Raw genomic sequence first — 24412 nt, forward strand, 5'->3', positions numbered from 1 at the left:
TGGCAATTGTATCCCCCCTGGGGGGATATGAAAAAGTGCGCCGCCCGCGAAGAAGCGACGCACCGAAGGCCGCACGACGCAATCAGCCCGCCGCCGGCGCTGTCATCGACTGCAACTGCTCGATCACGCCAGGCTCAACGAACACGCAAGCCTGCTCGTCCGCGATCGGCACGTTGAACACCTGCGCGAACACCGTGCGCCGCAGATGGGCCAGCCGGCCCGTCCGGTATGCCTGCTCGGGCTTCATGCGCCCGCCAGCCTGCGAGCCGCTGCGCTGCGGATCGCATTCGATCAGCGCGACAAAGCCATCGTCGGCCAGCTTCTGATGCTCGGGGCACAGGCCCCAGCCGGTCGCCGTGTGGCGCTCCATGCTCGCGCGCAGGCGCTTGTCCAGCAGGATCGCGCCGGTGTCGAACGCCGTGCCGCAGACCAGGCAAACGTGCTGTTCGAGGGAAACGTGTGATTTGTCGTTCATGACGGTTCTCCGGTTGCAAGGGCGGAATTGCCCGGAACCGTCGCCCTCACGGCGCAGCGCAGCAGTCAGGGGTCGCAGACGGCCGCCAGGACGCAAGCGCGCAAGGCGCGCGCAGCCCTTGCACGGCGAGAACGCCGTGATACGGTGAAGGGACACAGCAAGACCGCCCCCTCACACCACCCCACGCACGCGGGTTTTTGGCAAGCGAAGCGCGCAGGCGCGGATCAGCGAGCCGGGCCGGAGGCGTCAGTGATGGAAGCCCGACAGGGGCGAGACTCGCGCAGCGAGGCTCGATGCGCAGCACGACAGCGCGACGGCGGCACGCCGGGACGCCCGACTGCTTGAGACAGGACTACTCGTTGTCGGTCTTGCGCTGCTCGATCTGCAACTGCGCCCGTTGCGTTGCTTGTTGCAGCCGCTCCACTAGCACGCCCCTCGGCGGCAAGGCGGTCAGGTACTCGGCGACGTGGATGCCCGACTTGTCCAACTCCAGCAATTCGATCTGCTCGCGCTTCTTGCCGGTGCAAAGGATGATCCCCAGAGGCGAGGCTTCCTCCGGCTCCCGTTCGTGCTTGTCCAGCCAGCGAAGATAAAGCTCCATCTGTCCCTTGAAAGCTGCCTTGAACTCGCCGACCTTCAACTCCACTGCCACCAGCCGCCGCAGCTTGCGGTTGTAAAACAGCAGGTCGAGGTGGAAATCCTCGCCGTCGATCTGGATGCGCTTCTGCCGGGCCACGAAGCTGAAACCCGCGCCCAGCTCCAACAAGAACGACTCCATTTCGCGGATGATCGCCGCCTCCAAGTCGCCTTCTTGCCAAGTGTCCCGCAGCCCCAGGAAGTCGAGGATGTAGGGGTCGCGCATGATCAGGGCGGGCGACATGCGCTGCGCATCGCGCATCTTCGCCAACTCCTGTGCGATCGTCTCGCCCGGCTTTTGAGACAGCGCCGTGCGCTCGTACAACATCGAGTCGATGCGCTCGCGCAGCGTCCGCACGCTCCAGCGTTCGGCGCTCGCCATCTGTGCGTAGTAGTCCCGCTGGAGCGGGTCTTTCAGCGGGATCAGGGCGATGAAGTGCGTCCAGCTCAATTCTCGTATCAGTGATACGAGAATCTGCTCGTCGGGGAAGGTGGCCGCGAACTGCACCATGCGGCGCAGGTTCTGCTCGGCAAAGCTGCCGCCGTACTCCTTCACCAACTGCGCCGCCAGGGTGGGCAGGACTTCCTTGCCATAAGCGCCCCGGCGCCCGTCCAAGACCTGCGTGCGGATGCGCTGGCCGATGCGCCAATAGAGCATCGTCAGCTCGCTATTCACCGTCGAGGCGGCGCGCTTGCGCGCCGCCTCGATCAGTGCCCGAATGTCGCCCAGCAGCGCCGAAGGCGCTGCGGACGATGCTGCGGATGACCGGCGCGTGTTCATGCCGCCGCCTCCGCAAGCTGGCGCGCGCCCGTGATGGCCTGGCGCCGGCTGGCCACCAGTTCGGCCGCATCGCGCACCGGCTTGTCCTCGGTGTGGACGTAGTGCATGAACATCGCTACGGTCTTGTGGCCCGTCAGCTTCATGCCCACTTTGGTCGGCACGCCCGAATTGGCAATGTCGGTCGTCGAGCGATGGCGGATGCCGTGCGTGCCGACGTGCGGGACGCCGGCGGCCTTGAGCACCCGGCACCAGCCGCCATAGTGCTCGCCAAAGGTCAGGTGCTTGGCCGGGTCGTTCGGCGATGGCAGGACGTAGGGGCAGCCCTCCCGGCGCGGCGCCGTCGAAAGCAGCCGATAGGCTTCCTCGCTCATGGGCTTGGAAATGCCGCCGACCTTGCTGTCGGGCCACACCACGCGCCGGTTCTCGAAGTCCAGCCAGCTCCATTCGAGCGGGCAGATTTCGGAGCGCCGGGCGGCGAACTCGAATTGCAGCCGGATCGCCAGCGGGATGACGTAGTTCTCCAGCCCCTCCGCCTCCAGCTTCTCCAACTGGCGGAAGATCCGCACCATTTCCTCGTCCACGATGAGCCGGGTTTCCTTGCCCGGCGGGTACATGGGGACGTGGCGGCACGGGTTCGTGCCGTCCGGGCGGTAGCCCCACACTTCGGCCAGGTTGAACATCTTGCGCAGCACGCCGAAGGTCTTGTTCGCCTCGGTCGGCTTGTAGGCCAGTTTCTCCATCAGCCCGGCAATGTCGGGCCGCTTCACGTCATACACCTTCTTGCGGCCCAGCAGCGGGATGATGTTGCGGTCTATGACGCCCTGATAGCCGTCCTGCGTGCTGGGCTTGTTGCGCTTCTTGGAGTAGTCCTCCATGAACTTCTTGCACAACTCGGCCATCGTGGGCGCCTTGCGCGCCTCGGCCTTGGCGCCGCCGGGGTCGCCGCCCCGGCGAACCTCGGCCAGCCAGTCCTGTGCCTTGACTCGTGCCTGTTCGACGGTCAGCTCCCCGTACAGCCCCAGCGAGGGCTTGCGGGGCTGGCCGGAGTTCGTGCGGTACTGGAGCATGAACACCCGGCGGCCGGTCGGGGTAATCTTGCACAGGAAGCCGGGCACCACGGTATCCCGCAGTTCAACATCCTTGGCCTGGGGTTGGGCCGACTCCACGGCGGTCTTAGTGAGTTTGATCTTTGCCATGATGACTCCTCGGAACAACCCGGATTCCAGGAGCCAGATAGGAGCGGCGCGAGGGAAAACCGGGTCAAGTTTCAGAAAGCACCGGCATATGATGGACGCGCGTAAGTTATTGATAAACCTGCTGTATCTAGCTACGGCGCAGTCCAGCGAACTACCGGGCTGGAGTCATCGTGAAACAAAAAAACCGCGCTAGATTAATCTATTCAGCCTGTGCTGTCGTCTGGTCATTCTGGACGTTAGTCCATAAATGCTTGATCTGTGACGAGCGGATGCGTACCTTTGCCCGCTTTTCCAAAATGCCCCCCCGGAGAGCGCCATGTCCGCCGATCTCGAGCATATCCGTCAAGTCATGCGTGAAGCTGACTGCCTGTACACCGAAGCCGAAGTCGAAGCGGCCATCGCCAAAGTCGGCGAGCAGATCTGCAAGGACCTGCACGACAAGAACCCGGTTGTGTTCTGCGTGATGAACGGCGGCCTGATCTTCTCCGGCAAACTGCTGACCCACCTGCAGTTCCCGCTGGAAGCCTCCTACCTGCACGCTACCCGCTACCGCAACCAGACCAGCGGCGGCGAGCTTTTCTGGAAGGCCAAGCCGGAAGTGTCGTTCATCGACCGTGACGTGTTGATCGTTGACGATATCCTCGACGAAGGCCACACCCTCAGCGCCATCATCGAGTTTTGCAAGCATGCCGGCGCCCGCTCGGTGTACACCGCTGTGCTGATCGACAAGGATCACGACCGCAAGGCAAGCCCTGACCTCAAGGCCAACTATGTGGGCCTGCCTTGTGTCGATCGCTATATCTTCGGTTACGGCATGGACTACAAAGGGTACTGGCGCAACGCTAACGGCATCTTCGCCGTAAAGGGGCTGTAACCGTGCGCCAGCCTGCGTTCATCGACCAATCGCTGTTCGCCGGGCTGGCCGAAAAAGCCGCTGCCAACGCGCGCGGGCGGCAGCACCATAACTTTCACGCTATGGAAGAGCCCTGCCACCGCATGGCGGTCGGGCTGCAACCGAGCACCTACATTCCGCCGCATCGCCATGTGAGCGCCGACAAGGCTGAAACGTTGATAGCGCTCAAGGGGTGCTTTGGCCTGCTGATCTTCGATGAGCAAGGCGCGGTGACTGACAAGCGGGTGCTGCAGGCCGGTGGCGACTGTCTGGGTGTGGATCTGGCGCCTGGTACCTACCATGGCTTGGTGGTGCTTGAGCCCGACAGCATCCTGTTCGAGTGCAAGGCTGGGCCATACCGACCAGTGGGCGAGGGCGAGCACGCACACTGGGCGCCGCGCGAGGGTGAAGCCGGCGTGGCCGATTACCAGGCCTGGATGCGCGCGCAGTTCGATTGATATCGGCTGTACCCGGCATGCTAGAGTGCTCCTTCATACAAGGAGCCTCACATGCGTGCGATTCTTCCCCTCCTGCTGGCGGTCAGCCTGCCGCTCGCTGCCGCACCGCTGCACAGTCAGTTCCTGCCACCGGATGACCAGTCCCTGCGCCAGGAAGCGCCGACCAGCCAGCAATTGCTGCAAGTGACTGACTATTCGGTGGTCGTAGGGGCCCAGCGCCAGTCCGATCAGCAGCCGATCCCGATCACATCGTCGTTGCAGGTGCGCCTGAAGGGCAAGCCGCTGAGCAAGGGCGCGACCATTGCCCAGGTGCTGCTGACGTTCGATGGTGAAGCGGCCAAAAGCCTGAAAAAGCCTGTGTATGACGCTAAAACCCGCACCTTGAGCCTGAATTACCCGGTCAGCAACTACCGGGTGGTCATGGACCTGCTGCGTAACGAAACCCTGTACGTGCAGTTTCTGACTTACGGCAACGGCCATATCTGGGCCGACCTGCACACCGGGACGGTACGTACGCGTTGAGGCGCGAAGCCTGCGGGGGGTAAACTGCCGGCCTTCGAAATTCCGTGATGGTCCAGTTGGAGTCGGCAATGCGTAAAGACAAGAAACAGGTAATCGGTGACGAAATCAGCGACGACTACATCAAGTCGTTCCTTCAGTTCGAGCCGGCCGATGGTGTGACTTCGCCGTCGCTGCACAAGCTGGTCAAGGCCTACCGCGGCCTGCGCGTGGACGACTTTGAGCGCTTTGTAGGCTTCTTCGTCGAAGCTGGCCTGGACCTGGATGGCAAGGACGAGCACGGCAAGACCTTCGTCGAGCAGATTGCCGACCAGCGCAATGCCCCTGAGTACATCGAGATCATCGATAAAGCCCGTGGCTGATCTGTAGCCAGTGCCGGCCTCTTCGCGGGCGCGCCCGCTCCCACAGGAGTCGCGCCGCACCTGCGGGCATTACCGAACCTGTGGGAGCGGGCATGCCCGCGAAGAGGCCGGTACAGGCTGATCAAGCGCCAGGCACAAAAAAAACGCCCCGAGGGGCGTTTTTGCGTTTCAGGCCGGCTTAGGCGTAATGCTTGGCCGCCGGGCTGCTTTCTGCCAGGTCCAGGGCCGCGTCGTTATCGGCACTGATCTTGTGGTACAGCGCAGCATCGGTTGCCAGGGTCTTCTCGCGAGCCGGGAAGATTTCCTTGAGCTTGGCAGCCCAGGCACCCTTGGCCTGCTCGGGGAAGCAACGCTCGATCAGTTCCAGCATGATCGACACGGTCACCGAGGCACCCGGCGATGCGCCCAGCAGTGCTGCCAGGCTGCCGTCCTGGGCCGAGACCAACTCGGTACCGAACTGCAGCACGCCGCCTTTTTTCGGGTCTTTCTTGATGATTTGCACGCGCTGACCCGCCACTTCCAGGCGCCAGTCCTCGGCCTTGGCCTGCGGATAGAAACGACGCAGGGCTTCCAGACGCTGCTCCATCGACTGCATCACTTCGCTGACCAGGTACTTGGTCAGGTCCATGTTGTCGCGGGCCACGGCCAGCATCGGGCCAATGTTGCCCATGCGCACCGACAGCGGCAGGTCCATCAGCGAGCCGTGCTTGAGGAACTTGGTGGTGAAACCGGCATACGGGCCGAACAGCAGCGAGGTCTTGCCGTCCACGACGCGGGTGTCCAGGTGCGGTACCGACATCGGCGGGGCGCCGACAGCGGCCTGGCTGTAGACCTTGGCCTGGTGCTGCTTGACGATTTCCGGGTTGTCGCAACGCAGCCACTGGCCGCTGACAGGGAAGCCGCCGAAACCTTTGCTTTCCGGGATGCCGGACAACTGCAGCAGCGGCAGGGCCGCGCCGCCGGCGCCGAGGAAGACGAAGCGGGCGTCGACTTCACGGCTGCCGCCGCTGTTGACGTCCTTGATGCTCACGGTCCAGCCGCTGCCGTTACGGCGCAGGCCGACAACCTTCTTGCTGTACTTGACCTGCGCGTCCGGCGAGTCGCCCAGCAGCTTGAGCAGCTTGTTGGTCAGTGCGCCGAAGTTGACGTCGGTGCCTTTGGCCACGCGGGTAGCGGCGATGTGCTGGTCGGCCGGGCGGCCAGGCATCATCAGCGGCATCCAGTCGTTCATCACGGCCTTGTCTTCGGTGTATTCCATCTCGGCGAAGGCGTGGTGCTGCTTGAGCAGCTCGAAGCGCTTCTTGAGGAAGGAAACACCCTTGTCACCCTCGACATAGCTCAGGTGCGGGACAGGGTTGATGAAGGCACGCGCCGAGCCGAAGTTGCCCTTCTTGCTCAGGTAGGCCCAGAACTGGCGCGAAACCTCGAACTGGGTGTTGATGTGCACGGCCTTCTTGATGTCGATGCTGCCATCGGCGGCCTGCGGCGTGTAGTTCAGCTCGCACAGGCCGGCGTGGCCGGTGCCTGCGTTGTTCCAGGGGTTGGAGCTTTCCGCGGCCCCGGAGTCCATCGCCTCGACGACCTCAAGCTTCAGGGTCGGGTCAAGCTCCTTGAGCAGTACGGCCAGGGTGGCACTCATGATGCCCGCGCCTACCAGTACCACATCAACCGATTCGTTCTGCGCCATTTAACGCGTCTCCACAATCTACAGCTACCTAATTGACAGCATAGGACCTGGGTTTGCCAGGGTCGCCATGTCCGACTTTTCGCAGTTCTTGCAACTTCCGCGGACACCGCCAATCAGTCTTCGGGTTCGTGTATTGAACGCCGTTTGCCACAGGTGCGGCAATTCGACTTATGGTCAAGGTGTCGTGCGTGCGTTATGGAACGGTTCAGACACTCATACGGGATGAGCGCATTTGCCGCCTGTTCAGGGCTGTTCGGGACACATCTGCCGCTTTTGCACATGCCAGACTGTTCATTTGCTCGCCACACTCTTGTGAAGTTGTGAAAACCGTTTTTTCACGCTCTTTTGGAGACGTGAACCTCAAAAGGGGACTGCGCGATGGCAACCCGCAGGTTCATGCAGTGTGAAGGGCCGGAAAAAGCAGGCACGACAGCCGATGCAAGACCTGAGTGGAAGGCTCTCTGTGGGCGAGGCGGTGAAGTTGCCGGGGTCAATCGGCGAATGCGGGGCCCGATCAGGAGACGTCCTTATAATCGGGGGGAGATTATAGCGATGTCGCGGGCAGAAATGTCGCCATTCGTGGTTTTTATTGCAGCGTTTGTCAGGCAGCGAGGAGGCGTTGGTGCCAACGGCGCTTTGCACGGGCGCAAACCCGGGCTTCGGCGGGCAGTTCGCGCCCCAGCCAGGCCAGCTGAATTTCGCTGATCTGCACCCAGTCGATGCCCCGTGGTGCCTGGCTGCATTGCTTGAAGGCCAGGCATTTGCCATCAGCGTCAAGGCGGGCATAAGCGTTGTGACGCGGCCGTTTGAAGAGCTGAGTCCAGAGCGAGGTCATGGCGGCGAGTCCTTTGCGTTAGGGCTTGGCGCAAGAATAAGGGTGTGGCGATGAAACGATTGTGACAAGCGGATCGGGCCGATGACTGGTCTGTGCCTGGCTAGGTATACTGTGGGCCTTTGCCGCATTTTCTGGAGAAACGCGCATGTTGCAACGTCTGTTGTTCGGTTTGATCGCCGTGGCCAGCCTTAGCCTGGTCGGTTGTGCCCACAGCCCGCAACAACTCAACCCGCAACCCACGCTCAAGGCCCAGCTGGCCCCGGTCGGCCATGGCCAGCCGGTGGTGGTCCGGGTAGTTGATGGCCGGCCTTCGCCGTCCCTGGGTACCCGCGGTGGCATGTACCCCGAGACCAGCACCATCAGCGTCAGCGGTAACGACGTGGTGCCCAAGCTGCAGGCTCAGGCTGAAGCTGCTGTGCGCCTGCTCGGCTTCACCCCGACCCCGAACGCCTACAATGCGCCGCAGCTGACCGTCACCCTGGCCGAGCTGAAGTACCAGTCGCCGAAAGACAACCTTTACGTGACCGAGGCCACCATCGGCGCCACCTTCCGCGCTGATGTGACCAATGGCGGCCGCCGTTACAGCGGCCGTTATGGCGCTTCGCTGGACCAGCGTTTCGGCATGGCGCCAAATCAGGACACCAACACCCAGCTGGTGGGCGATGTGCTGAGCGATGCCCTGACCCGCCTGTTCAAGGACCCGAGCATCGGGCAGGTGCTGGGTCAGTAAGCTTCAGGTTGTGTCAGAAAACCCGCTGCCTGAGTGACAGGCAGCGGGTTTTTTGTTGTCTGGACGGCACAGATTTACGCCGCTTCTATGTGGAAATCCAGCAAGCTGAACCCTGTGCCTGCATCCACTTCGGGCAAGTCCTCATGCACATGTCCGCCAAGCGCACAGTAGACCAGCCACTGGCGGTCCTGCACATTGATGGCAAAACCATCGATCAGCGCCTGTTGTTCATCGCTCTGGGCAACGAGGTAGAGGCGGTCCTGGTTTTCGGCGTGCAACATCAAAAAGCTCCGGGTCATCAAAAGGTCGACAGGGTCGCCTGTATTGATGACGAGCGGATGACAGATGAAATTTAACGACAGTTTGTCGCCAAGGCCGGGCGCCACGGTGCGACTTGGGTAGAATGCTGGCCTTTGCCACTGCTCACACCGAGGTTGCGTGATGTCCTTGCAAGTGCTCTGGGGGTTCCTGGCCGCCCATCCCACCAAGCTGATCAACCTGCTGGCGCTGCTGCTGACCTGCCCGGGCGGTTTGCTGCTGCACAGTGCGCGGCGGCGCGAGGCCGAAACCCGCGCGTACATGGCAGTAGACGAGGGGGTAGTGGACGCCTTCGAGCTTCGTGTGCCGAAATACTTCTACATCCTGGGCTTTTCGTGCCTGGCGATGGCGCTGCTGCTGTCCTGGTTCAGCACCTGGATCTAAGAACCATCGGGGCCGCGTTGCGGCCCAATCGCGACACAAGGCCGCTCCCACAAGGGTGGACGCAATTCCCTGTGGGAGCGGCCTTGTGTCGCGATTGGGCTGCAACGCAGCCCCCGGGATCAATCAGGCGACCGGCGTCTGCTGCCTGACCTGATACTGGTTGCGCACCGGCGTCGCATACTGCAACACCAGGTACGGCCGCTGCTCTTGCGGGCAGGCATCCAGACGCCGTTGCCATTCTTCCTTGGCCTTGGCCAGCTCATCCGCCGGGAACACTTTCTCGGCGCTTGGCACCTGCAGGGCTTCGTCCTTGCCTTCCCACATCGCATACGCCAGGTAATGCACCGGGAACAGTCGGTAGCCCCCCAGAATCTGCCGGTCGATCTCTGCCGCCAGCTGTTTTGTGTCTTCGTGGTACTCGGTGACCGGCGGCGCGAAGTTGATGTGGACTCGGCCCTTGTAGCCGGTAATGCCTTTGGCAATGCTGTTGTCATCTTCGCCCGGCGCCTTCTTGTAGGTGCCGGTTGTGGCGCGGATGTACAGCTCGCGGGCCTTGGCCTGGTCGCACGGGTCGTATTCGTAGCTGATCGACACCGGGGTCAGGTTCAGGCTCTGGATAACCGCACCGAACGGCTCGTCCTTGCGGCTCATGTGGAACATCTTGAGGATCGCCGAGTCGGTACGGTCGTCACCGTCCTTGGCCCGACCTTCGGCCTGGGCAATCCAGATCGAGGTGGCATCGTTGCGGATCGAGTGGTTGATGTAGGCCGATAGCAGTTGGTAGGCAGCCAGTTTTTCGCGCCGCCCGCTGATCGAACGGTGCACGATGAAGCTCTTGTTCAGGCGCATCATGTCGCTGACAAAGGGCTTTTGCAGCAGGTTGTCGCCAATGGCGATGCGCGGCGTGGGCAGGCCGGCGTGGTACACGGCATAGTTGACGAAGGCCGGGTCCATGACGATATCGCGGTGGTTGGCCAGGAACAGGTAGGCGGTGCCGGCCTTGAGCTGTTCCACACCCGAATAGGTGACGCCGTCGGTGGCGCGATCGATGGTCTGGTCGACGTAGTACTCGACTTTGTCCTGCAGGGTCGAGACACAGGTAACGCCGGCGAATTCCTTGCGCAGGCGGCGTGCGATCAAGGGCTTGAGCAACCAGCCGAGAGCACCGGCCGCACGCGGAAAGCGGAAGTGAGTGAGGATATCGAGGAATGCCGGGTCGCTGAGCAGGCGTGCCAGAACGGCAGGGACCTCAGCGTCGTCGTACGGTCGGATGGCATCGAATTCGCCCATCATGCTCTCTTGTTGGAAACGGCTAGGGTAATAAGGTAGGGACGGGCTCCGAAAAACGGCTCGGACGCACACAGACCCTGTAAACAGACCGGCAATTATACGCATAAGTCACTGCGGAGGCCGCGATGCTGGAAACCGACTTCTATGATTGCCCTTATTGTGGCGAACGTGTGGAAACTACCGTCGATCTGTCTGCGGGCGACCAGGTTTATACCGAGGATTGTCAGGTGTGCTGCCAGCCTGTGGTGTGCATTCTGCAGGTGCATGGTGACGAATGGATGCTTGAAGTCCGTCGCGAGGACGACGCCTGATGCAGCGCATCTACGAACCGGAAAGCCTGCTCGAGGCGCAAATGCTGGCAGGTATGCTTGCCAGCGAGGGGATCGATGTACACGTGGTCGGCCGTGACCTGCTCGGTGCCGCCGGCGAGCTGCCCTTGCAGGGCCTGCTGGGGCTTATCGTGGCTGATGAGCAGGCCGAATGCGCACGGCAGCTGATCGATGCGTACAATGATGCCCAGCCACTGGTTGGCGACGAACCGGAGCATGTCCCCGGTACCTTGATCTGCTAGGTTCTGAATTCGCCCATGTGTGGACGTTATGCCCTGTTTCGCTGGCCCCAGGCCCTTGCCAGTCTGCCGGGTTTTCCCGTCGGCCAGCCGGCCCAATGGAATATATCGCCAGGGGCGTCGGTGCTGATCCAGCGCCAGCTTGATGGCCAGCAGCAACTGGCCAAGGCGCGCTGGGGGTTGACCCCGGCCTGGCTCACCGACCTGTCCCGTACCCCCGCCCATGCCCGGGCCGAAACGCTGGCCGAGCAACCGATGTTTCGCGATGCATTTCGCCAGCGTCGCTGCCTGATGCCGGCCAACGGCTTTTACGAATGGCGTGGCAACGTGCGCAAACGCCCGTTCTGGTTGACCCCGGGGGAGGGCGCGTCGCTGTATTTTGCGGCGGTGTGGGAGGCCTACCCGGTGCAGGACCAGGTATGGCTGAGTTGCGCGGTGGTGACCCAGGCGGCCATGAACCAGCGTCGGCCGCTGATACTGGACGAGGCCGGGCAGGCGGCCTGGCTCGACCCGGACACGCCGGTTACCCGCTTGCACGAGCTGCTGGCCAGCCCACCTGCGACGTTGCGTGAGCGGGCCCTGGCCAACTTCGTCAATGACCCGAAGCTGGATGCGCCGGAGTGTCTTACCCCGGCTTGATGGGGGGCTGTGCCGGCCCTTTCGCGGGCAAGCCCGCTCCTACAATGATCGTGTTACCCCTGCGGTAGGAGCGGGCAAGCCCGCGCCTACCCACGGTTGTGTTACCCCTGTAGGAGCGGGCTTGCCCGCGAAGAGGCCGGTACAGGCGACGAAAATCTTCCCTGCGGCTATGGCAGCCACTGGCGACTCGGCCTAGGATACGCCGCATGTGGATAGGGAGTGTTTTCATGCGTAAGTCTTTTGTCGTCAGCCTACTGAGTGCTGGCATCCTGCTGGCCGGCTGCCAGGCGGTGAATACCACCAGCGGCGGTGCTGTTGGCGTCGAGCGCCAGCAGTACATGTTCAGCATGCTCTCGACCGATGAGGTCAACCAGATGTACGCCCAGTCGTATCAGCAGACCTTGGGTGAAGCATCGAGCAAGGGTGTGCTCGACAAGTCCAGCGCCGATGCCAAGCGTGTGCAGGCCATTGCCAACCGCCTGATCGCCCAGGCGCCCAAATTCCGCCCGGATGCCGCGCAGTGGGACTGGCAAGTCAACGTGATCAAGAGTGATGAACTGAACGCCAACTGCGGCCCGGGCGGCAAGATCATCGTCTACACCGGGCTGATCGATCAGCTCAAGCTCACCGATGCGGAAATTGCCGCAGTGGTGGGGCACGAGATTGCCCACGCCTTGCGCGAGCATAGCCGCGAGGCCATGTCCAAGGCATACGGTGTGGAAATGGCTCGTCAGGGTGCCGGTGCCATCTTCGGCCTCGGCCAGAGCAGCATGGCCATGGCCGACACGGTGGTGAACTACGCCATGACCTTGCCCAACAGCCGGGCCAACGAAAACGAGGCCGACCTGATTGGCCTGGAGCTGTCGGCCCGTGCCGGCTACGACCCGAATGCCGCGATCACCTTGTGGAACAAGATGAGCAAGGCTTCCGAAGGTGCACCGCCTGAGTTCATGAGTACTCACCCGGCGTCCGCGAGCCGTATTGCTTCGCTGCAGGCGGCGATTCCGAAGGTGATGCCGCTGTATCAGGCTGCAGCCAAGCAATAAATGCCTGAATCCTGGGGCTGCATGGCAGCCCCCGGTTTTCCCTTTATCCAATCCAGCCACTGGCCTTCATTGCCGAATAGACGGCCACGATCGCCAGCACGAAGAACGCCGTTGCCGCCAGGCGGCGAATCAGCGTCAACGGCAGTTTGTCAGCCGCGAAGTTACCCGCCAGTACCACCGGCACGTTGGCAATCAACATACCCAGGGTAGTGCCGATAATGACCATGATCAGGTGCGGATACTGCGCAGCCAGCATCACGGTGGCGACCTGGGTCTTGTCACCGATTTCGGCCAGGAAGAACGCAATCAGTGTCGTCAGGAACGGCCCGAAACGGCGAGCCGGGTTCTCGTCGTCATCCATCTTGTCCGGTACCAGGGTCCACAGTGCGGTGGCGGTAAAGCTCGCGGCCAGGATCCAGTGCAGTGCCGAATCGCTGAAGAAGCTGCCGACCCAAGCCCCCACGGCACCGGCTGCGGCATGGTTGGCCAAGGTGGCGGCGATGATGCCGGCGATGATCGGCCAGGGTTTGCGGAAGCGGGCAGCGAGAATGAGTGCGAGCAGTTGCGTCTTGTCGCCGATCTCGGCCAGGGCAACGATAGCGGTGGGGACCAACAGTGATTCCAGCATCAGGATTCCTACGGGGGCGGGTCGACACGGCTATGACACGTACAGCCTCCCCGCCCCGGGTAAGGTGTGCGTGTCATAGGTCTTGTCAAACCCTCGATCCGTCTATGCGGATCTCGCCATGCAGGCGTGCATGGTGGGTCGCACGCGCCATGGTCTGTGGACCAAGTATGTTGACACGTACCGGGCGAGCTGGGTGCTCGCGGGAGACTACTCCCCTAGGACGGTGCGGATTCTGCCTAGACAAAACGCTTTCGGCAAGCGCTGTTTTTATCCGTGAGTGGCCTGGTAGATGCGGAAACCGTCGGCCTCGTCACGTACCTGGCAGTTGCCCAGTGCCCCTTCGATCAGTGGCTGGTAACGCAGGAAACTGTTGGCCACCAAGCGCATTTCGCCACCTTTTCGCAGATGAACGGCGGATTTTTTCAGCAAGTTTTCCGAAGCCTGATAGTTGGTATGAACGCCGGTGTGGAATGGCGGGTTGCTCAGGATAAGGCTCAGTTCGGTAGGGGCGGCGTCGATGCCATCGCCGCTGATCACTTCGCCTTCCAGGCCGTTGGCAGCCAGCGTCAGGCGGCTGGCGGCCACGGCGAAGGCATCCACGTCCAGCAAGGTCACCCGGCTTTGTGGGTAACGGCGTTTGAGCGTGGCCCCCAGTACCCCGGCACCGCAGCCAAAGTCCAGCATGTGACCACCGGGCAGGCCGTCAAGATGCTTCAGGAGCAGGGCCGTACCTCGGTCGAGTCGGCCATGGCTGAATACCCCAGGCAGGCTGACCACCTGCAGCGGGCCGTCTTCCAGGGCCAGCTCGAAGCGCTCGGCCAGGCTTTCCAGCGGTTTTGCCTGCGGCGCCTGGTCGATGGTCACTTGCCACAGCTGGCAGTGCCGGGCGCTGTCGAGCTTGCGTGGCTTGCCAAAGGCCGCCAACTGCTTGGCCGCGCCCTCGATGCCACCGCGCTTCTCACCGACCAGGTACAGCTCGCGGCCAGCCAGGCGCGACGCCAGGGTGTTGAGCAGATAGGCGGCCAGCTCGCGGGATTTGGGCAGGAACAGCACGGCGCTTTCGAATGCTGCGGCAGGGGCCTCGACGCCGTAATGGCTGCGGCCTGCGAAGCGGCTTTCGAGCATGGCCTGATCGCCGGCATGCCAAGTCCAGGCCTGGGCCTGAGGCAACTGGCCGAGCAGGTCGTCGGCGGGGGCGCCGGCGATCAGCAGCGGCCCCTGAAACAGCTCTGCCTGACGGAGCAACACTTCACTGCGCGGGTCCATGGACGACGTCTCCTGGAAAAAAGTGGCGCAGTGTAGCAGAGGCGGGCGCCTGGCTCAGCTGACCACGCGGCGTGGCTGCCCGGCGAAGAAGGCCTGGGCGTTCTCGCTGAGCTGGCCGACGATGCGCTGGCGCGACTCCACGGCACCCCAGGCGCTGTGCGGGGTGATGATCAGGCGCGGGATGCCGGGCTCCAGCAGCGGGTTACCGTTGACCGGCGGTTCCACGCTCAGCACGTCGGTGGCCACGCCGCCCAAGTGACCATCGCGCAGGGCATCGGCCAACGCCTGTTCGTCGATCAGGCCGCCACGGGCGGTGTTGACCACCAGTGCATTGGGCTTGAGCAGGGCCAGTTCGCGGGCGCCGAGCATATGCCGGGTGTGCTCGTTCAGCGGGCAGTGCAGGGTCAGGGCGTCGATTTGCGGCAGCAACTCGTCCAGCGGCAGCCGGTCGGCGCGCTCCGGGCGGCCAGGGATCTGCCCGCTCAATACGCGCATGCCGAAGGCTTCGGCCAGCCTCGCCACTGCGCTGCCCAGTTCGCCGTGGCCGAGCAGGCCGAGGGTTTTGCCCTCCAGTTCGACGATAGGAAAGTCCAGCAGGCAGAACTGGCTGGCCTTGGCCCACTGGCCTTCGGCCACCGCCTGGTTGTAGTCGCACAGCCGGGTGGCCAGGGCCAGCAGCAGGGCCAGGGTATGCTGGGCGACAGACGGCGTGCCGTAGCCCTGGCAGTTACACACGGTGATGCCCTGGGCGCGGGCGGAGGCCAGGTCGACATTGTTGGTGCCGGTGGCGGCCACCAGGATCAGCTTCAGTTGCGGGTTGGCGGCCAGGGTAGCGGCGTCGAGCATGACTTTGTTGCTGACCACTGCCACGGCGCCCTGCAAGCGTTCCGCGACCTGGTCCGGGCGGGTGGCGGCGAACAGTTCGAACTGGTCGAACTGCTGCTTCAGGGGCGAAAGGTCGAGGTCGCCAAGGTCCAGGGACTGGTGATCGAGAAACACGGCGCGACGCGGGCTGGGCATGAAGATCTCCGGTGGCAGGGGGGATAAGGGTGTTGTGGCCATTCGCGGGCATGCCCGCACCCACAAGGTCACCACAACCCTTGCAGGAGCGGGCTTGCCGGCGAAGAGGCCCTCGGCTTCAGCACAAACCTGAAGCCGCCGCCGCAGTGTCTAGCTCAACCTTGCTGCCCGTCAACGCCCGCCACTCATACCTCTGCCACGCAAATCATTCCTTCGGCTGATTTGGCCGTCACATTGGCGAACTACAGTAAACCCAGACTTATCCGGCCCGCTTTTCAGAAAAGGGATCCCCATGTTGCAGACACGCATCATCAAGCCCGCCGAGGGCGCCTATGCCTATCCATTGCTGATCAAGCGCCTGCTGATGTCCGGCAGTCGCTATGAAAAGACCCGCGAAATCGTCTACCGCGACCAGATGCGGCTGACGTATCCACAGCTCAACGAGCGCATTGCACGCCTGGCCAATGTGCTGACCGAGGCCGGGGTCAAGGCCGGTGATACCGTGGCAGTGATGGACTGGGACAGCCATCGCTACCTGGAATGCATGTTCGCCATCCCGATGATCGGCGCTGTGGTGCACACCATCAACGTGCGCCTGTCGCCCGAGCAGATCCTCTACACCATGAACCATGCCGAAGACCGCGTGGTGCTGGTCAACAGCGACTTCGTGGGCTTGTACCAGGCCATCGCCGGGCAGCTGACCACTGTCGACAAGACCTTGCTGCTGACCGATGGCCCGGACAAGACTGCCGAACTGCCCGACCTGGTCGGGGAGTATGAGCAGCTGCTGGCTGCCGCCAGCCCGCGCTACGACTTCCCGGATTTCGACGAAAACTCGGTGGCCACTACCTTCTACACCACTGGCACCACCGGTAACCCCAAGGGCGTTTATTTCAGTCACCGCCAGCTGGTGCTACACACCCTGGCCGAGGCCTCGGTCACCGGCAGTATCGACAGCGTGCGCCTGCTGGGCAGCAACGACGTGTACATGCCCATCACCCCGATGTTTCACGTGCATGCCTGGGGCATCCCCTACGCTGCCACCATGCTCGGCATGAAGCAGGTGTACCCGGGGCGCTACGAGCCGGACATGCTGGTCAAGCTTTGGCGTGAAGAGAAGGTCACCTTCTCCCACTGCGTACCGACCATCCTGCAGATGCTGCTCAACTGCCCGAACGCCCAGGGGCAGGACTTCGGCGGCTGGAAGATCATCATCGGCGGCAGCTCGCTCAACCGTTCGCTGTACCAGGCCGCCCTGGCGCGTGGCATCCAGCTGACCGCCGCGTATGGCATGTCGGAAACCTGCCCGCTGATCTCCGCGGCACATCTGAACGATGAACTGCAGGCCGGCAGCGAGGATGAGCGCGTCACTTACCGTATCAAGGCCGGTGTGCCGGTGCCGTTGGTCGAAGCGGCCATCGTCGACGGCGAAGGCAACTTCCTGCCCGCTGATGGTGAAACCCAGGGCGAGCTGGTACTGCGTGCGCCGTGGCTGACCATGGGCTACTTCAAGGAACCGGAGAAGAGCGAGGAGCTGTGGCAGGGCGGCTGGCTGCACACCGGTGACGTCGCCACCCTCGACGGCATGGGCTACATCGACATCCGCGACCGCATCAAGGATGTGATCAAGACCGGTGGCGAGTGGGTTTCCTCGCTCGACCTGGAAGACCTGATCAGCCGCCACCCGGCCGTGCGCGAAGTGGCGGTGGTGGGGGTGGCCGACCCGCAGTGGGGTGAGCGCCCGTTTGCCCTGCTGGTGGTACGTGACGGCCACGATATCGACGCCAAGGCGCTGAAGGAACACCTCAAGCCATTCGTCGAGCAAGGTCATATCAACAAGTGGGCGATTCCAAGCCAGATCGCCGTTGTTACTGAAATTCCCAAGACCAGTATCGGCAAGCTCGACAAGAAACGCATCCGCCAGGACATCGTCCAGTGGCAGGCCAGCAACAGCGCGTTCCTTTCCACGTTGTAACTGTTGTGCGGGTCGCGCACGTCAGAGCGTGACCCGCACGCTAGAGAGCCCGCCGCCTTGCCAAACGACAGAAATGCGCCATCCTTGAGCACTACCAGCCCGCAACCGGAGCAAAACTGCAGCGAGTTGGTGGCATGGAGCGCAAATCACACTTTAGAGGGATCAAGCGCCTGTGCCTGCTGGCTATAGTCGGGGCCAGGGGATTTTCAGGAATGGGGGAGGGCGACATGCGCAAGCTGTGTCGCCGCGGGTGCAAGCCTGCAAACCGGTCGCTCGGGCCGTTCTTGAAAGGACTCACTGCCATAACAAAAAAGTACATGGAGTAGCGTCGATGAAATCTGCAAACCTGTTCTGGCGCCGGGCCAAGCTGCCCTTGGCCGTCAGCCTTGCTTCCACGCTCGCAAGTCCTGCTTTCGCTGTCAGCTTCAACATTGGTGAAATCGAAGGCCAGTTCGACTCGTCGCTCTCCATCGGCGCCAGCTGGTCGACGGCCAACCCCAACAAGAACCTGATAGGGGTGAACAACGGCGGCAAGGGCCTTTCACAGACATCCGACGATGGCCACCTGAACTTCAAGAAGGGCGAAACCTTCTCCAAGATCTTCAAAGGCATTCATGACCTGGAGCTCAAGTACGGCGACACCGGTGTGTTCGTGCGCGGCAAGTACTGGTACGACTTCGAGCTGAAGGACGAACACCGCGAGTTCAAGGACATCAGCGACTCCAATCGCAAGGAAGGCGCCAAGTCGTCCGGCGCCGAGCTGCTCGACGCCTTTGTCTACCACAACTACTCCATCGGCGATCAGCCTGGCTCGGTGCGTTTTGGCAAGCAGGTAGTGAGCTGGGGCGAAAGTACCTTCATCGGCGGCGGCATCAACTCGATCAACCCCATCGACGTGTCGGCGTTCCGCCGCCCCGGGGCCGAGATCAAGGAAGGCCTGATTCCCGTCAACATGTTCTACATCTCGCAGAGCCTGACCGACAACCTGTCGGCCGAGGCCTTCTACCAGCTCGAGTGGGACCAGACGGTCGTCGACAACTGCGGCACCTTCTTCTCCCAGCCGGACATCATTGCCGATGGTTGTACCGACAACTTGCGCGTGCTCAATAGCAGCCGCACGGTGCCGGGCGCTGCGCAGCAGTTCCTCGCCTCGCGGGGCGTGAACATCAACGAAGAGGGTGTGATGGTGCGCCGTGGTGCCGACCGCGATGCGCGTGACAGCGGCCAGTTCGGTGTAGCCATGCGCTATATGTTCGAGCCGTTGGACACGGAGTTCGGCGCCTACTTCATGAACTACCACAGCCGTGCACCCATCTTCAGTGCCACAGGGGCTCCGCCGTCCGTGTTCGCTGGGCTGAGCGCCCTGCCTGCACAGCTGCGCGCATTGGCGCCTCTGATTGTGGCGGGTAATTCCGAGTACTTTGTGGAATACCCCGAGGATATCCGCCTCTATGGCTTGAGTTTCTCCACCACGTTACCCACTGGCACCGCCTGGAGCGGCGAAGTCAGCTACCGCCCTAACGCGCCAGTGCAGCTCAATACCACGGATATCCTGTTCGCCGGTGTCCGTCCCATTGGCGGCGCGTTGAGCAACGCATCGTTGCTGACCGGTACGCCGGGGCAAGACCTGCATGGGTATCGCCGCAAGGAGATCACCCAGTTCCAGACCACCCTGACCCATTTCTTCGACCAGGTGATGGGCGCCAGCCGGATGACAGTAGTCGGTGAAGTGGGTGTCACCCATGTCGGCGGCCTGGAGAATGCCCACGATACCCGCTACGGTCGCGACCCGGTGTTCGGCCCAGGTCCATTGCCATCCACCGGTGGTGCCGATACCTGCCAGGCGCTCAATGGCAGCACCATCGCTGGCGCGGGTGCGGGGACATCCACCACCAACCTGAACCGCAAATGCGAGAACGACGGCTACACCACCAGCACTTCCTGGGGTTACCGCGCCCGTGTCATCTGGGACTACAACGACGTATTCGCGGGTATCAACCTGAAGCCGAGCGTGGCCTGGTCGCATGACGTGTCCGGCTATTCGCCGGGCCCTGGTGCCAACTTCGAGGAAGGCCGCAAGGCAGTCAGTCTGGGCCTGGACGCCGAGTACCAGAACACCTACACGGCCAGCCTGTCGTACACCAACTTCTTCGATGGCAAGTACAGCACCGTGGATGACCGCGACTTCGTCGCCCTCAGCTTCGGCGTGAACTTCTAAGCATACAGATCCAGGACGACACGACATGAACAAGACCAGAAGTCTACTGCAAGCCGGTGTACTGGGCCTGTCCCTGCTGGCGACCAGCGTCATGGCTGCGGTATCCGCCGACGAGGCGGCCAAGCTGGGCAGCACCCTGACCCCGATGGGTGCCGAGAAGGCCGGCAACGCCGACGGCTCGATCGGCCCGTGGGAGCCGCTGTCGAAGACCGCAGGCAGTGTTGACGGCAAGGGCTTCCTGTCCGACCCGTACGGCAGTGAAAAGCCGCTGTTCACCATCACTGCGCAAAACGCCGAGCAGTACAAGGACAAGCTTTCGCCGGGCCAGCTGGCCATGCTCAAGCGCTATCCGGACACCTTCAAGATCCCAGTATTCAAAACCCATCGCGGCTCCACGGTACCTGCGGACGTGTTCGCCGCCATCAAGAAAAACGCCACCCAGACCACGCTGACGGAAGGCGGCAACGGTTTGAACAACTTCAACACGGCGGTGCCGTTCCCGATCCCGAAAAGCGGCCTGGAAGTGATCTGGAACCACATCACCCGTTACCGAGGGGGCAGTGTCAGCCGCCTGGTGATCCAGGCCACGCCACAGCAGAACGGCTCTTTCAGCCCGGTTTACTTCTCCGACCAGTTCGTCTTCCGCGACAAGATGAAGGATTACGACCCGAACAACCCAGGCAACATCCTGTTCTACTTCAAGCAGGAAGTGACCGCGCCAGCGCGCCTGGCCGGGACCGTGCTGCTGGTGCACGAAACCCTCGACCAGGTGAAGGAGCCGCGCAAGGCGTGGATCTACAACGCCGGCCAGCGTCGCGTGCGCCAGGCGCCGCAAGTGTCGTATGACGGCCCGGGTACCGCCGCCGACGGCCTGCGTACCTCGGACAACCTGGACATGTTCAACGGTGCGCCAGACCGCTACGACTGGAAGCTGGAAGGCAAGAAGGAGCTGTACATCGCATCGAACGCCTTCAAACTGGATGATCCGAAGCTCAAGTATGCCGACATCATCAAGGCTGGGCACATCAACCAGGACCTGGCCCGTTACGAGTTGCGCCGCGTCTGGCACGTAGTCGCAACCCTCAAGCCAGGCCAGCGGCACATCTACGCCAAGCGTGATTTCTACATCGATGAGGACACCTGGCAGGCCGCAGTGATCGACCAGTACGACGGCCGTGGCCAACTGTGGCGCGTGTCCGAGGCCCATGCTCAGCCTTATTACAACGTGGAAGTACCTTGGTACACCCTGGAAACCATCTACGACCTGCAGTCCGGTCGTTACCTGGCCCTGGGCATGAAGAACGAAGAGAAGCGCGCTTACGACTTTGGCTTCAGTGCCAGCAAGGCCGATTTCCAGCCTGCAGCGCTGCGTCAGTCGGGTATTCGCTAAGCTGAAATCACTGAACGCCGTGTGATCCCCAGAACGCCCCGGCTCGCCGGGGCGTTTCTATTTCCTGAACCGGCCTCTTCGCGGGCGAACCCGCTCCTACAGGCTCCGCGCAGCCCTGTAGAAGCGGGTTCACCCACGAAGAGGCCGGACAACGCAATAAGCCGCCTGAATACCTCCCCAAACCCCCGCCCCAGCCCCTGTCCATCAGCCATGTTGCTTTTTGTCGCAGTCTTTTCCATGCCAATTGCGTCCATCATCTTCAAATGCGCAGCGTTAACGGCTAGTCTCGCAAACATCCATACCGCCGTTGTCTTCCAACCAGAACGAGCCGGCCATGACAGATCTGTCCCGTACGCATGGATTCGCGAGTCAGGCCCTTGGCCTGCGGGACGGGCGTTTCTTCCGGCCACCGCTGCCGGATGGCCATGTGCAGCGCCTGCGTTTGTGCCAGCGGCTGGAAGCCGGTTTGGGCGGGCGGCTGCTGCTGGTCAATGCCCCGGCAGGTTTCGGCAAAAGCTCCCTGGCCATCGAGTTTTGCGAAACACTGCCCGAGCACTGGCGTAGCCTGTGGCTTGGCCTGAGCCAGCGGGACGCCGACCCTGGCCGCTTCCTTGAGCGCTTGCTTGAAGGCCTGCAGCAATACTGCCCGGCACTGGGCGGCCAGGCCATGGGCCTGCTGAAAATGCGCCAGCGCCATCAGCCGTTTGCCTTTGAAGAGTGGCTCGACGGCCTGCTCGATGAGCTGGCGCTGTACCTGCAAGCTGATACGCCGCTGCTGCTGGTACTGGACGACTATCACCTGGCCCAAGGGCCGGTGCTTGACCGTTGCCTGCAGTTCTTCCTCAATCATCTGCCACCCGGCCTGGTGTTGCTGGTGACCAGCCGCCAGCGGCCAGACTGGCACCTGGCGCGGCTGCGCCTGTCCCGGCAGTTGGTCGAGCTTAACGAACAGGACCTGCGCCTCACTGCGGATGAGTCGTTGGCAGTGATCGGTCGCCAGCCTACCGGCCTGCGCGGCCAGGCACTGGACAACCTGATCCAGCGCAGCGACGGCTGGGTCGCCGGGCTGCGTTTCTGGCAGCTGGCGGCCAGCGACAGCGCCGACGAGCAAGCCTTGCCCCAGGCGCTGCATGGTGGCGAGGGACTGATCCGCGACTACCTGCTTGAAGAAGTCATCGATAGGCTACCTGCAGACGTGCAGGCTTTCTTGTACGAAACCGCCTGCCAGGAGCGTTTCTGCGCTCCGCTTTGCGATGCGATGCGTGGCCGCCACGACAGTGCCGCCGTCCTGAGCTTCCTGCAGGCGCATCAGGTGTTCCTTGTGCCGCTGGACGAGCATGGGCACTGGTTCCGCTATCACCATTTGTTCTCCGACCTGTTGCGCAGCCGCCAGGCGAGCGAATCGCAGGTCGCTCTGCATTTGCGGGCCTGCCGCTGGTTTGAAGCTCAGGACCTGCTGGACGAGGCGGTGGAGCAGGCTTTGCGTGCCGGCCACCTCGATGTTGCCGCCGACCTGGTGCAAAGTCTGTCCGAGGAGCAACTGCTGGCCGAGCAGAACGTCGGCATGTTGCTGCGTTGGAAGATGGACCTGCCCGACAGTCTGTTGATCAGCACGCCGCGGCTGATCGTGCTGTACAGCTGGGCGTTGGGCCTGGCTTGCCAGCTGGATGCTGCCGAGGAACTGGCCGGTTACCTCAGTCGCTTTCTGCCCGCGCCTTCGGCGACCGCGCAAAAGTCGATGCTGGCCCAATGGCTGGCACTCAGTGGGGTCATTGCCCGTGGCCGTGGCGACCGCGAGCGCACCCTGGCCTATTGCGGCGAAGCGCTGCAGAGCCTGCCGAGCAAGCGCTACGGCCAACGCCTGGTATGTTTGTCGACGCTGTCCAACCTGGCCATTGCCGATGGCGACTTCTGGCGGGCCCGAGGCTGGAACCGCGAGGCCCTGGAGCTGGCCCAGCGGGTCGGTAACCCCTTGTTCGAGGCGCTGGCGCATTACGACCGGGCGCGGGTGCTGCATGCCCGTGGCGAGGTGCTGCGCGCGCTGGACGAAGTGCGCCAGGGCCTGCAACGTCTGCAAGGGCTTTCGGCGCAGCGGCTGTATGCCGTGCGTGCGCGGTTGACGCTTTACGAAGGTTACCTGCTGGTCTCGCGTCTGCAGCCAGCTCAGGGCCGCGCGCGTTTGCGCGCCGGGCTGGGTGAGGCGCGAGCGTGCCGGGACATCAGTGTGCTCATCGGTCATTGCGTGATTGCCACGCTTGATGGCCGGGAAGGTCACTTTGCCGAGGCTTTTGCCGAACTGGCCGAGGCCGAGCGCTTGATGCACATCTGGGATGTGCCCCCGGTCTACTACCTGGCCATGATTACCCTGGTCAAATGCGAACTGTGGCTGGCCCAGGGGCGTACCGACCTGGCGGAGTCCTGGCTGCAGCGCCTGGGCCAGACCTATGGCGGCGAGCAGCCGGCGGCGGCACCGGAATTCCATCCGCTGCTGCCGTTGCACATTGCGTTGCAGCAGGCATTGCTCGATCGCATCCAGTTGCGTAGCGACGATGCCGTGCAACGCCTGGCATGCCTGGTAAAGCGCGGCCAGGCCAGTGGCGGCATGATGCTCGCCGTCAGCGCCCTGTGCCAATGGCTCTCCCTGCTGTTGGACGAAGGCAAGGAAGGGCAGGCCGCGCAGTTGCTGCCAAGTTTGCTGGAAGCGGCGCATGGCGGTGTGATACAGCCAATGCAGCCACTGCTGGAAAAACACCCGCAATGGCTTCATGAACAACTGCAGGCAGGCGCCGCTTGCCCGGTTCAGGCGGAACTGCTCAAGCACCTGCCGTCAGTGCCAATTGCCAGTACGGGCAACGGCGAAGCGCTGAGTGGCCGCGAAATGGCTGTGCTCGAACTGATTGCCCAAGGCTGTTCCAATCAGCAGATCAGCGAGCAGCTGTTCATTTCCCTGCACACGGTGAAGACCCACGCCAGCCACATCAACAGCAAGTTGGGCGTGGAGCGGCGCACCCAGGCGGTGGCCAAGGCCAAATCCCTGGGGTTGCTGGCGTGATACTGGCCCTGCAGGTCATTGCTCGTTAAAGTGATGGCCTGAAGCCA

General features: G+C 62.7%; 24 protein-coding genes and 1 riboswitch. Of the genes, 14 read left to right on the plus strand and 10 right to left on the minus strand.

Going from position 1 to position 24412, the window contains the following annotated elements; all coding sequences use genetic code 11:
- Positions 1-82 precede the first annotated feature (82 nt).
- The 3 genes from KW568_RS04160 to KW568_RS04170 form a co-directional block, all read right to left on the minus strand.
- Positions 83-475, minus strand: a complete 393-nt coding sequence (locus KW568_RS04160; RefSeq protein WP_031637048.1) for a hypothetical protein — start codon at positions 473-475, stop codon at positions 83-85.
- 352 nt (positions 476-827) lie between these two features.
- Positions 828-1892 carry a YhcG family protein gene (locus KW568_RS04165; protein WP_031637050.1) on the minus strand — a complete coding sequence of 355 codons (1065 nt, stop codon included), beginning with the start codon at positions 1890-1892 and terminating at the stop codon, positions 828-830.
- Positions 1889-3088, minus strand: coding sequence for a site-specific integrase (locus KW568_RS04170; RefSeq protein WP_259537733.1), 1200 nt, complete (start codon positions 3086-3088; stop codon positions 1889-1891). The genes KW568_RS04165 and KW568_RS04170 overlap by 4 nt, the downstream gene beginning before the upstream one ends.
- A 316-nt stretch (positions 3089-3404) precedes the next feature.
- Here KW568_RS04170 and KW568_RS04175 point away from each other — a divergent pair, with 316 nt between their 5' ends.
- The 4 genes from KW568_RS04175 (at position 3405) to KW568_RS04190 (ending at position 5319) form a co-directional block, all read left to right on the plus strand.
- Positions 3405-3962, plus strand: coding sequence for a hypoxanthine-guanine phosphoribosyltransferase (locus KW568_RS04175; RefSeq protein ID WP_003247364.1), 558 nt, complete (start codon positions 3405-3407; stop codon positions 3960-3962).
- Positions 3963-3964: 2 nt separating this feature from the next.
- On the plus strand, positions 3965-4438 hold the full coding sequence (locus KW568_RS04180) for a WbuC family cupin fold metalloprotein (protein ID WP_004575881.1): 474 nt from the start codon (positions 3965-3967) through the stop codon (positions 4436-4438).
- 51 nt (positions 4439-4489) lie between these two features.
- Positions 4490-4960, plus strand: a complete 471-nt coding sequence (locus KW568_RS04185) for a hypothetical protein (protein ID WP_003247361.1) — start codon at positions 4490-4492, stop codon at positions 4958-4960.
- A gap of 68 nt (positions 4961-5028) precedes the next feature.
- Positions 5029-5319: a PA4642 family protein gene (locus KW568_RS04190; protein WP_003247360.1), complete on the plus strand. Its 291-nt coding sequence runs from the start codon at positions 5029-5031 to the stop codon at positions 5317-5319.
- A 178-nt stretch (positions 5320-5497) separates the two neighbouring features.
- On the opposite strand, the gene mqo is transcribed toward KW568_RS04190, so the two are convergent.
- Positions 5498-7006, minus strand: coding sequence for a malate dehydrogenase (quinone) (mqo, locus tag KW568_RS04195; protein ID WP_003247357.1), 1509 nt, complete (start codon positions 7004-7006; stop codon positions 5498-5500).
- Between the two features lie 601 nt (positions 7007-7607).
- Entirely contained in the window at positions 7608-7841 is a 234-nt protein-coding gene (locus KW568_RS04200; RefSeq protein WP_003247356.1) for a hypothetical protein, read from the minus strand.
- A gap of 145 nt (positions 7842-7986) precedes the next feature.
- Between KW568_RS04200 and KW568_RS04205 the strand changes: the two genes are divergently transcribed.
- On the plus strand, positions 7987-8571 hold the full coding sequence (locus KW568_RS04205; RefSeq protein WP_003247354.1) for a YajG family lipoprotein: 585 nt from the start codon (positions 7987-7989) through the stop codon (positions 8569-8571).
- 74 nt (positions 8572-8645) lie between these two features.
- On the opposite strand, the gene KW568_RS04210 is transcribed toward KW568_RS04205, so the two are convergent.
- On the minus strand, positions 8646-8852 hold the full coding sequence (locus KW568_RS04210) for a hypothetical protein (RefSeq protein ID WP_003247353.1): 207 nt from the start codon (positions 8850-8852) through the stop codon (positions 8646-8648).
- Between the two features lie 160 nt (positions 8853-9012).
- Between KW568_RS04210 and KW568_RS04215 the strand changes: the two genes are divergently transcribed.
- Positions 9013-9273 carry a hypothetical protein gene (locus KW568_RS04215; RefSeq protein ID WP_003247352.1) on the plus strand — a complete coding sequence of 87 codons (261 nt, stop codon included), beginning with the start codon at positions 9013-9015 and terminating at the stop codon, positions 9271-9273.
- Positions 9274-9396: 123 nt separating this feature from the next.
- Here the strand turns inward: KW568_RS04215 and KW568_RS04220 are convergent, their stop codons facing one another.
- The gene (locus KW568_RS04220; protein ID WP_003247351.1) at positions 9397-10566 is read right to left on the minus strand and encodes a 1-acyl-sn-glycerol-3-phosphate acyltransferase; all 1170 of its coding nucleotides are present in this window, start codon (positions 10564-10566) and stop codon (positions 9397-9399) included.
- 122 nt (positions 10567-10688) lie between these two features.
- On the opposite strand from KW568_RS04220, the gene KW568_RS04225 reads away from it, so the two are divergent.
- The 4 genes from KW568_RS04225 to KW568_RS04240 all read left to right on the plus strand — a co-directional run bounded on the left by KW568_RS04225 (position 10689) and on the right by KW568_RS04240 (position 12816).
- Positions 10689-10874: a CPXCG motif-containing cysteine-rich protein gene (locus KW568_RS04225; RefSeq protein WP_003247349.1), complete on the plus strand. Its 186-nt coding sequence runs from the start codon at positions 10689-10691 to the stop codon at positions 10872-10874.
- Entirely contained in the window at positions 10874-11134 is a 261-nt protein-coding gene (locus KW568_RS04230) for a putative signal transducing protein (RefSeq protein ID WP_003247348.1), read from the plus strand. Before KW568_RS04225 ends, KW568_RS04230 begins: the two co-directional genes overlap by 1 nt.
- Before the next feature lie 15 nt (positions 11135-11149).
- On the plus strand, positions 11150-11770 hold the full coding sequence (locus KW568_RS04235; protein ID WP_003247346.1) for an SOS response-associated peptidase: 621 nt from the start codon (positions 11150-11152) through the stop codon (positions 11768-11770).
- A gap of 227 nt (positions 11771-11997) precedes the next feature.
- Entirely contained in the window at positions 11998-12816 is an 819-nt protein-coding gene (locus KW568_RS04240) for a M48 family metallopeptidase (RefSeq protein WP_003247344.1), read from the plus strand.
- A 43-nt stretch (positions 12817-12859) separates the two neighbouring features.
- Here the strand turns inward: KW568_RS04240 and KW568_RS04245 are convergent, their stop codons facing one another.
- The 3 genes from KW568_RS04245 to KW568_RS04255 all read right to left on the minus strand — a co-directional run bounded on the left by KW568_RS04245 (position 12860) and on the right by KW568_RS04255 (position 15730).
- Positions 12860-13444, minus strand: coding sequence for a TMEM165/GDT1 family protein (locus tag KW568_RS04245; RefSeq protein WP_003247342.1), 585 nt, complete (start codon positions 13442-13444; stop codon positions 12860-12862).
- A gap of 88 nt (positions 13445-13532) precedes the next feature.
- Positions 13533-13672: riboswitch (yybP-ykoY riboswitch) on the minus strand.
- A 39-nt stretch (positions 13673-13711) separates the two neighbouring features.
- Complete coding sequence (locus tag KW568_RS04250; RefSeq protein WP_004575879.1) at positions 13712-14710, minus strand: class I SAM-dependent methyltransferase; 999 nt, start codon at positions 14708-14710, stop codon at positions 13712-13714.
- Between the two features lie 54 nt (positions 14711-14764).
- Positions 14765-15730: a 2-hydroxyacid dehydrogenase gene (locus KW568_RS04255; protein WP_004575878.1), complete on the minus strand. Its 966-nt coding sequence runs from the start codon at positions 15728-15730 to the stop codon at positions 14765-14767.
- Between the two features lie 292 nt (positions 15731-16022).
- Here KW568_RS04255 and KW568_RS04260 point away from each other — a divergent pair, with 292 nt between their 5' ends.
- The 4 genes from KW568_RS04260 to KW568_RS04275 all read left to right on the plus strand — a co-directional run bounded on the left by KW568_RS04260 (position 16023) and on the right by KW568_RS04275 (position 24365).
- Complete coding sequence (locus tag KW568_RS04260) at positions 16023-17705, plus strand: fatty acid--CoA ligase (RefSeq protein ID WP_259537745.1); 1683 nt, start codon at positions 16023-16025, stop codon at positions 17703-17705.
- Between the two features lie 331 nt (positions 17706-18036).
- The gene (locus KW568_RS04265) at positions 18037-19923 is read left to right on the plus strand and encodes a DUF1302 domain-containing protein (RefSeq protein WP_004575876.1); all 1887 of its coding nucleotides are present in this window, start codon (positions 18037-18039) and stop codon (positions 19921-19923) included.
- Between the two features lie 25 nt (positions 19924-19948).
- Positions 19949-21313 carry a DUF1329 domain-containing protein gene (locus KW568_RS04270; RefSeq protein ID WP_003247334.1) on the plus strand — a complete coding sequence of 455 codons (1365 nt, stop codon included), beginning with the start codon at positions 19949-19951 and terminating at the stop codon, positions 21311-21313.
- 334 nt (positions 21314-21647) lie between these two features.
- The gene (locus tag KW568_RS04275) at positions 21648-24365 is read left to right on the plus strand and encodes a LuxR C-terminal-related transcriptional regulator (protein WP_004575874.1); all 2718 of its coding nucleotides are present in this window, start codon (positions 21648-21650) and stop codon (positions 24363-24365) included.
- The last annotated feature ends 47 nt before the right edge of the window (positions 24366-24412 follow it).

Origin of the sequence: Pseudomonas sp. HD6515, from assembly GCF_024971855.1 — a bacterium.
In the GTDB taxonomy this organism is placed as follows: Bacteria; Pseudomonadota; Gammaproteobacteria; order Pseudomonadales; family Pseudomonadaceae; genus Aquipseudomonas; species Aquipseudomonas alloputida.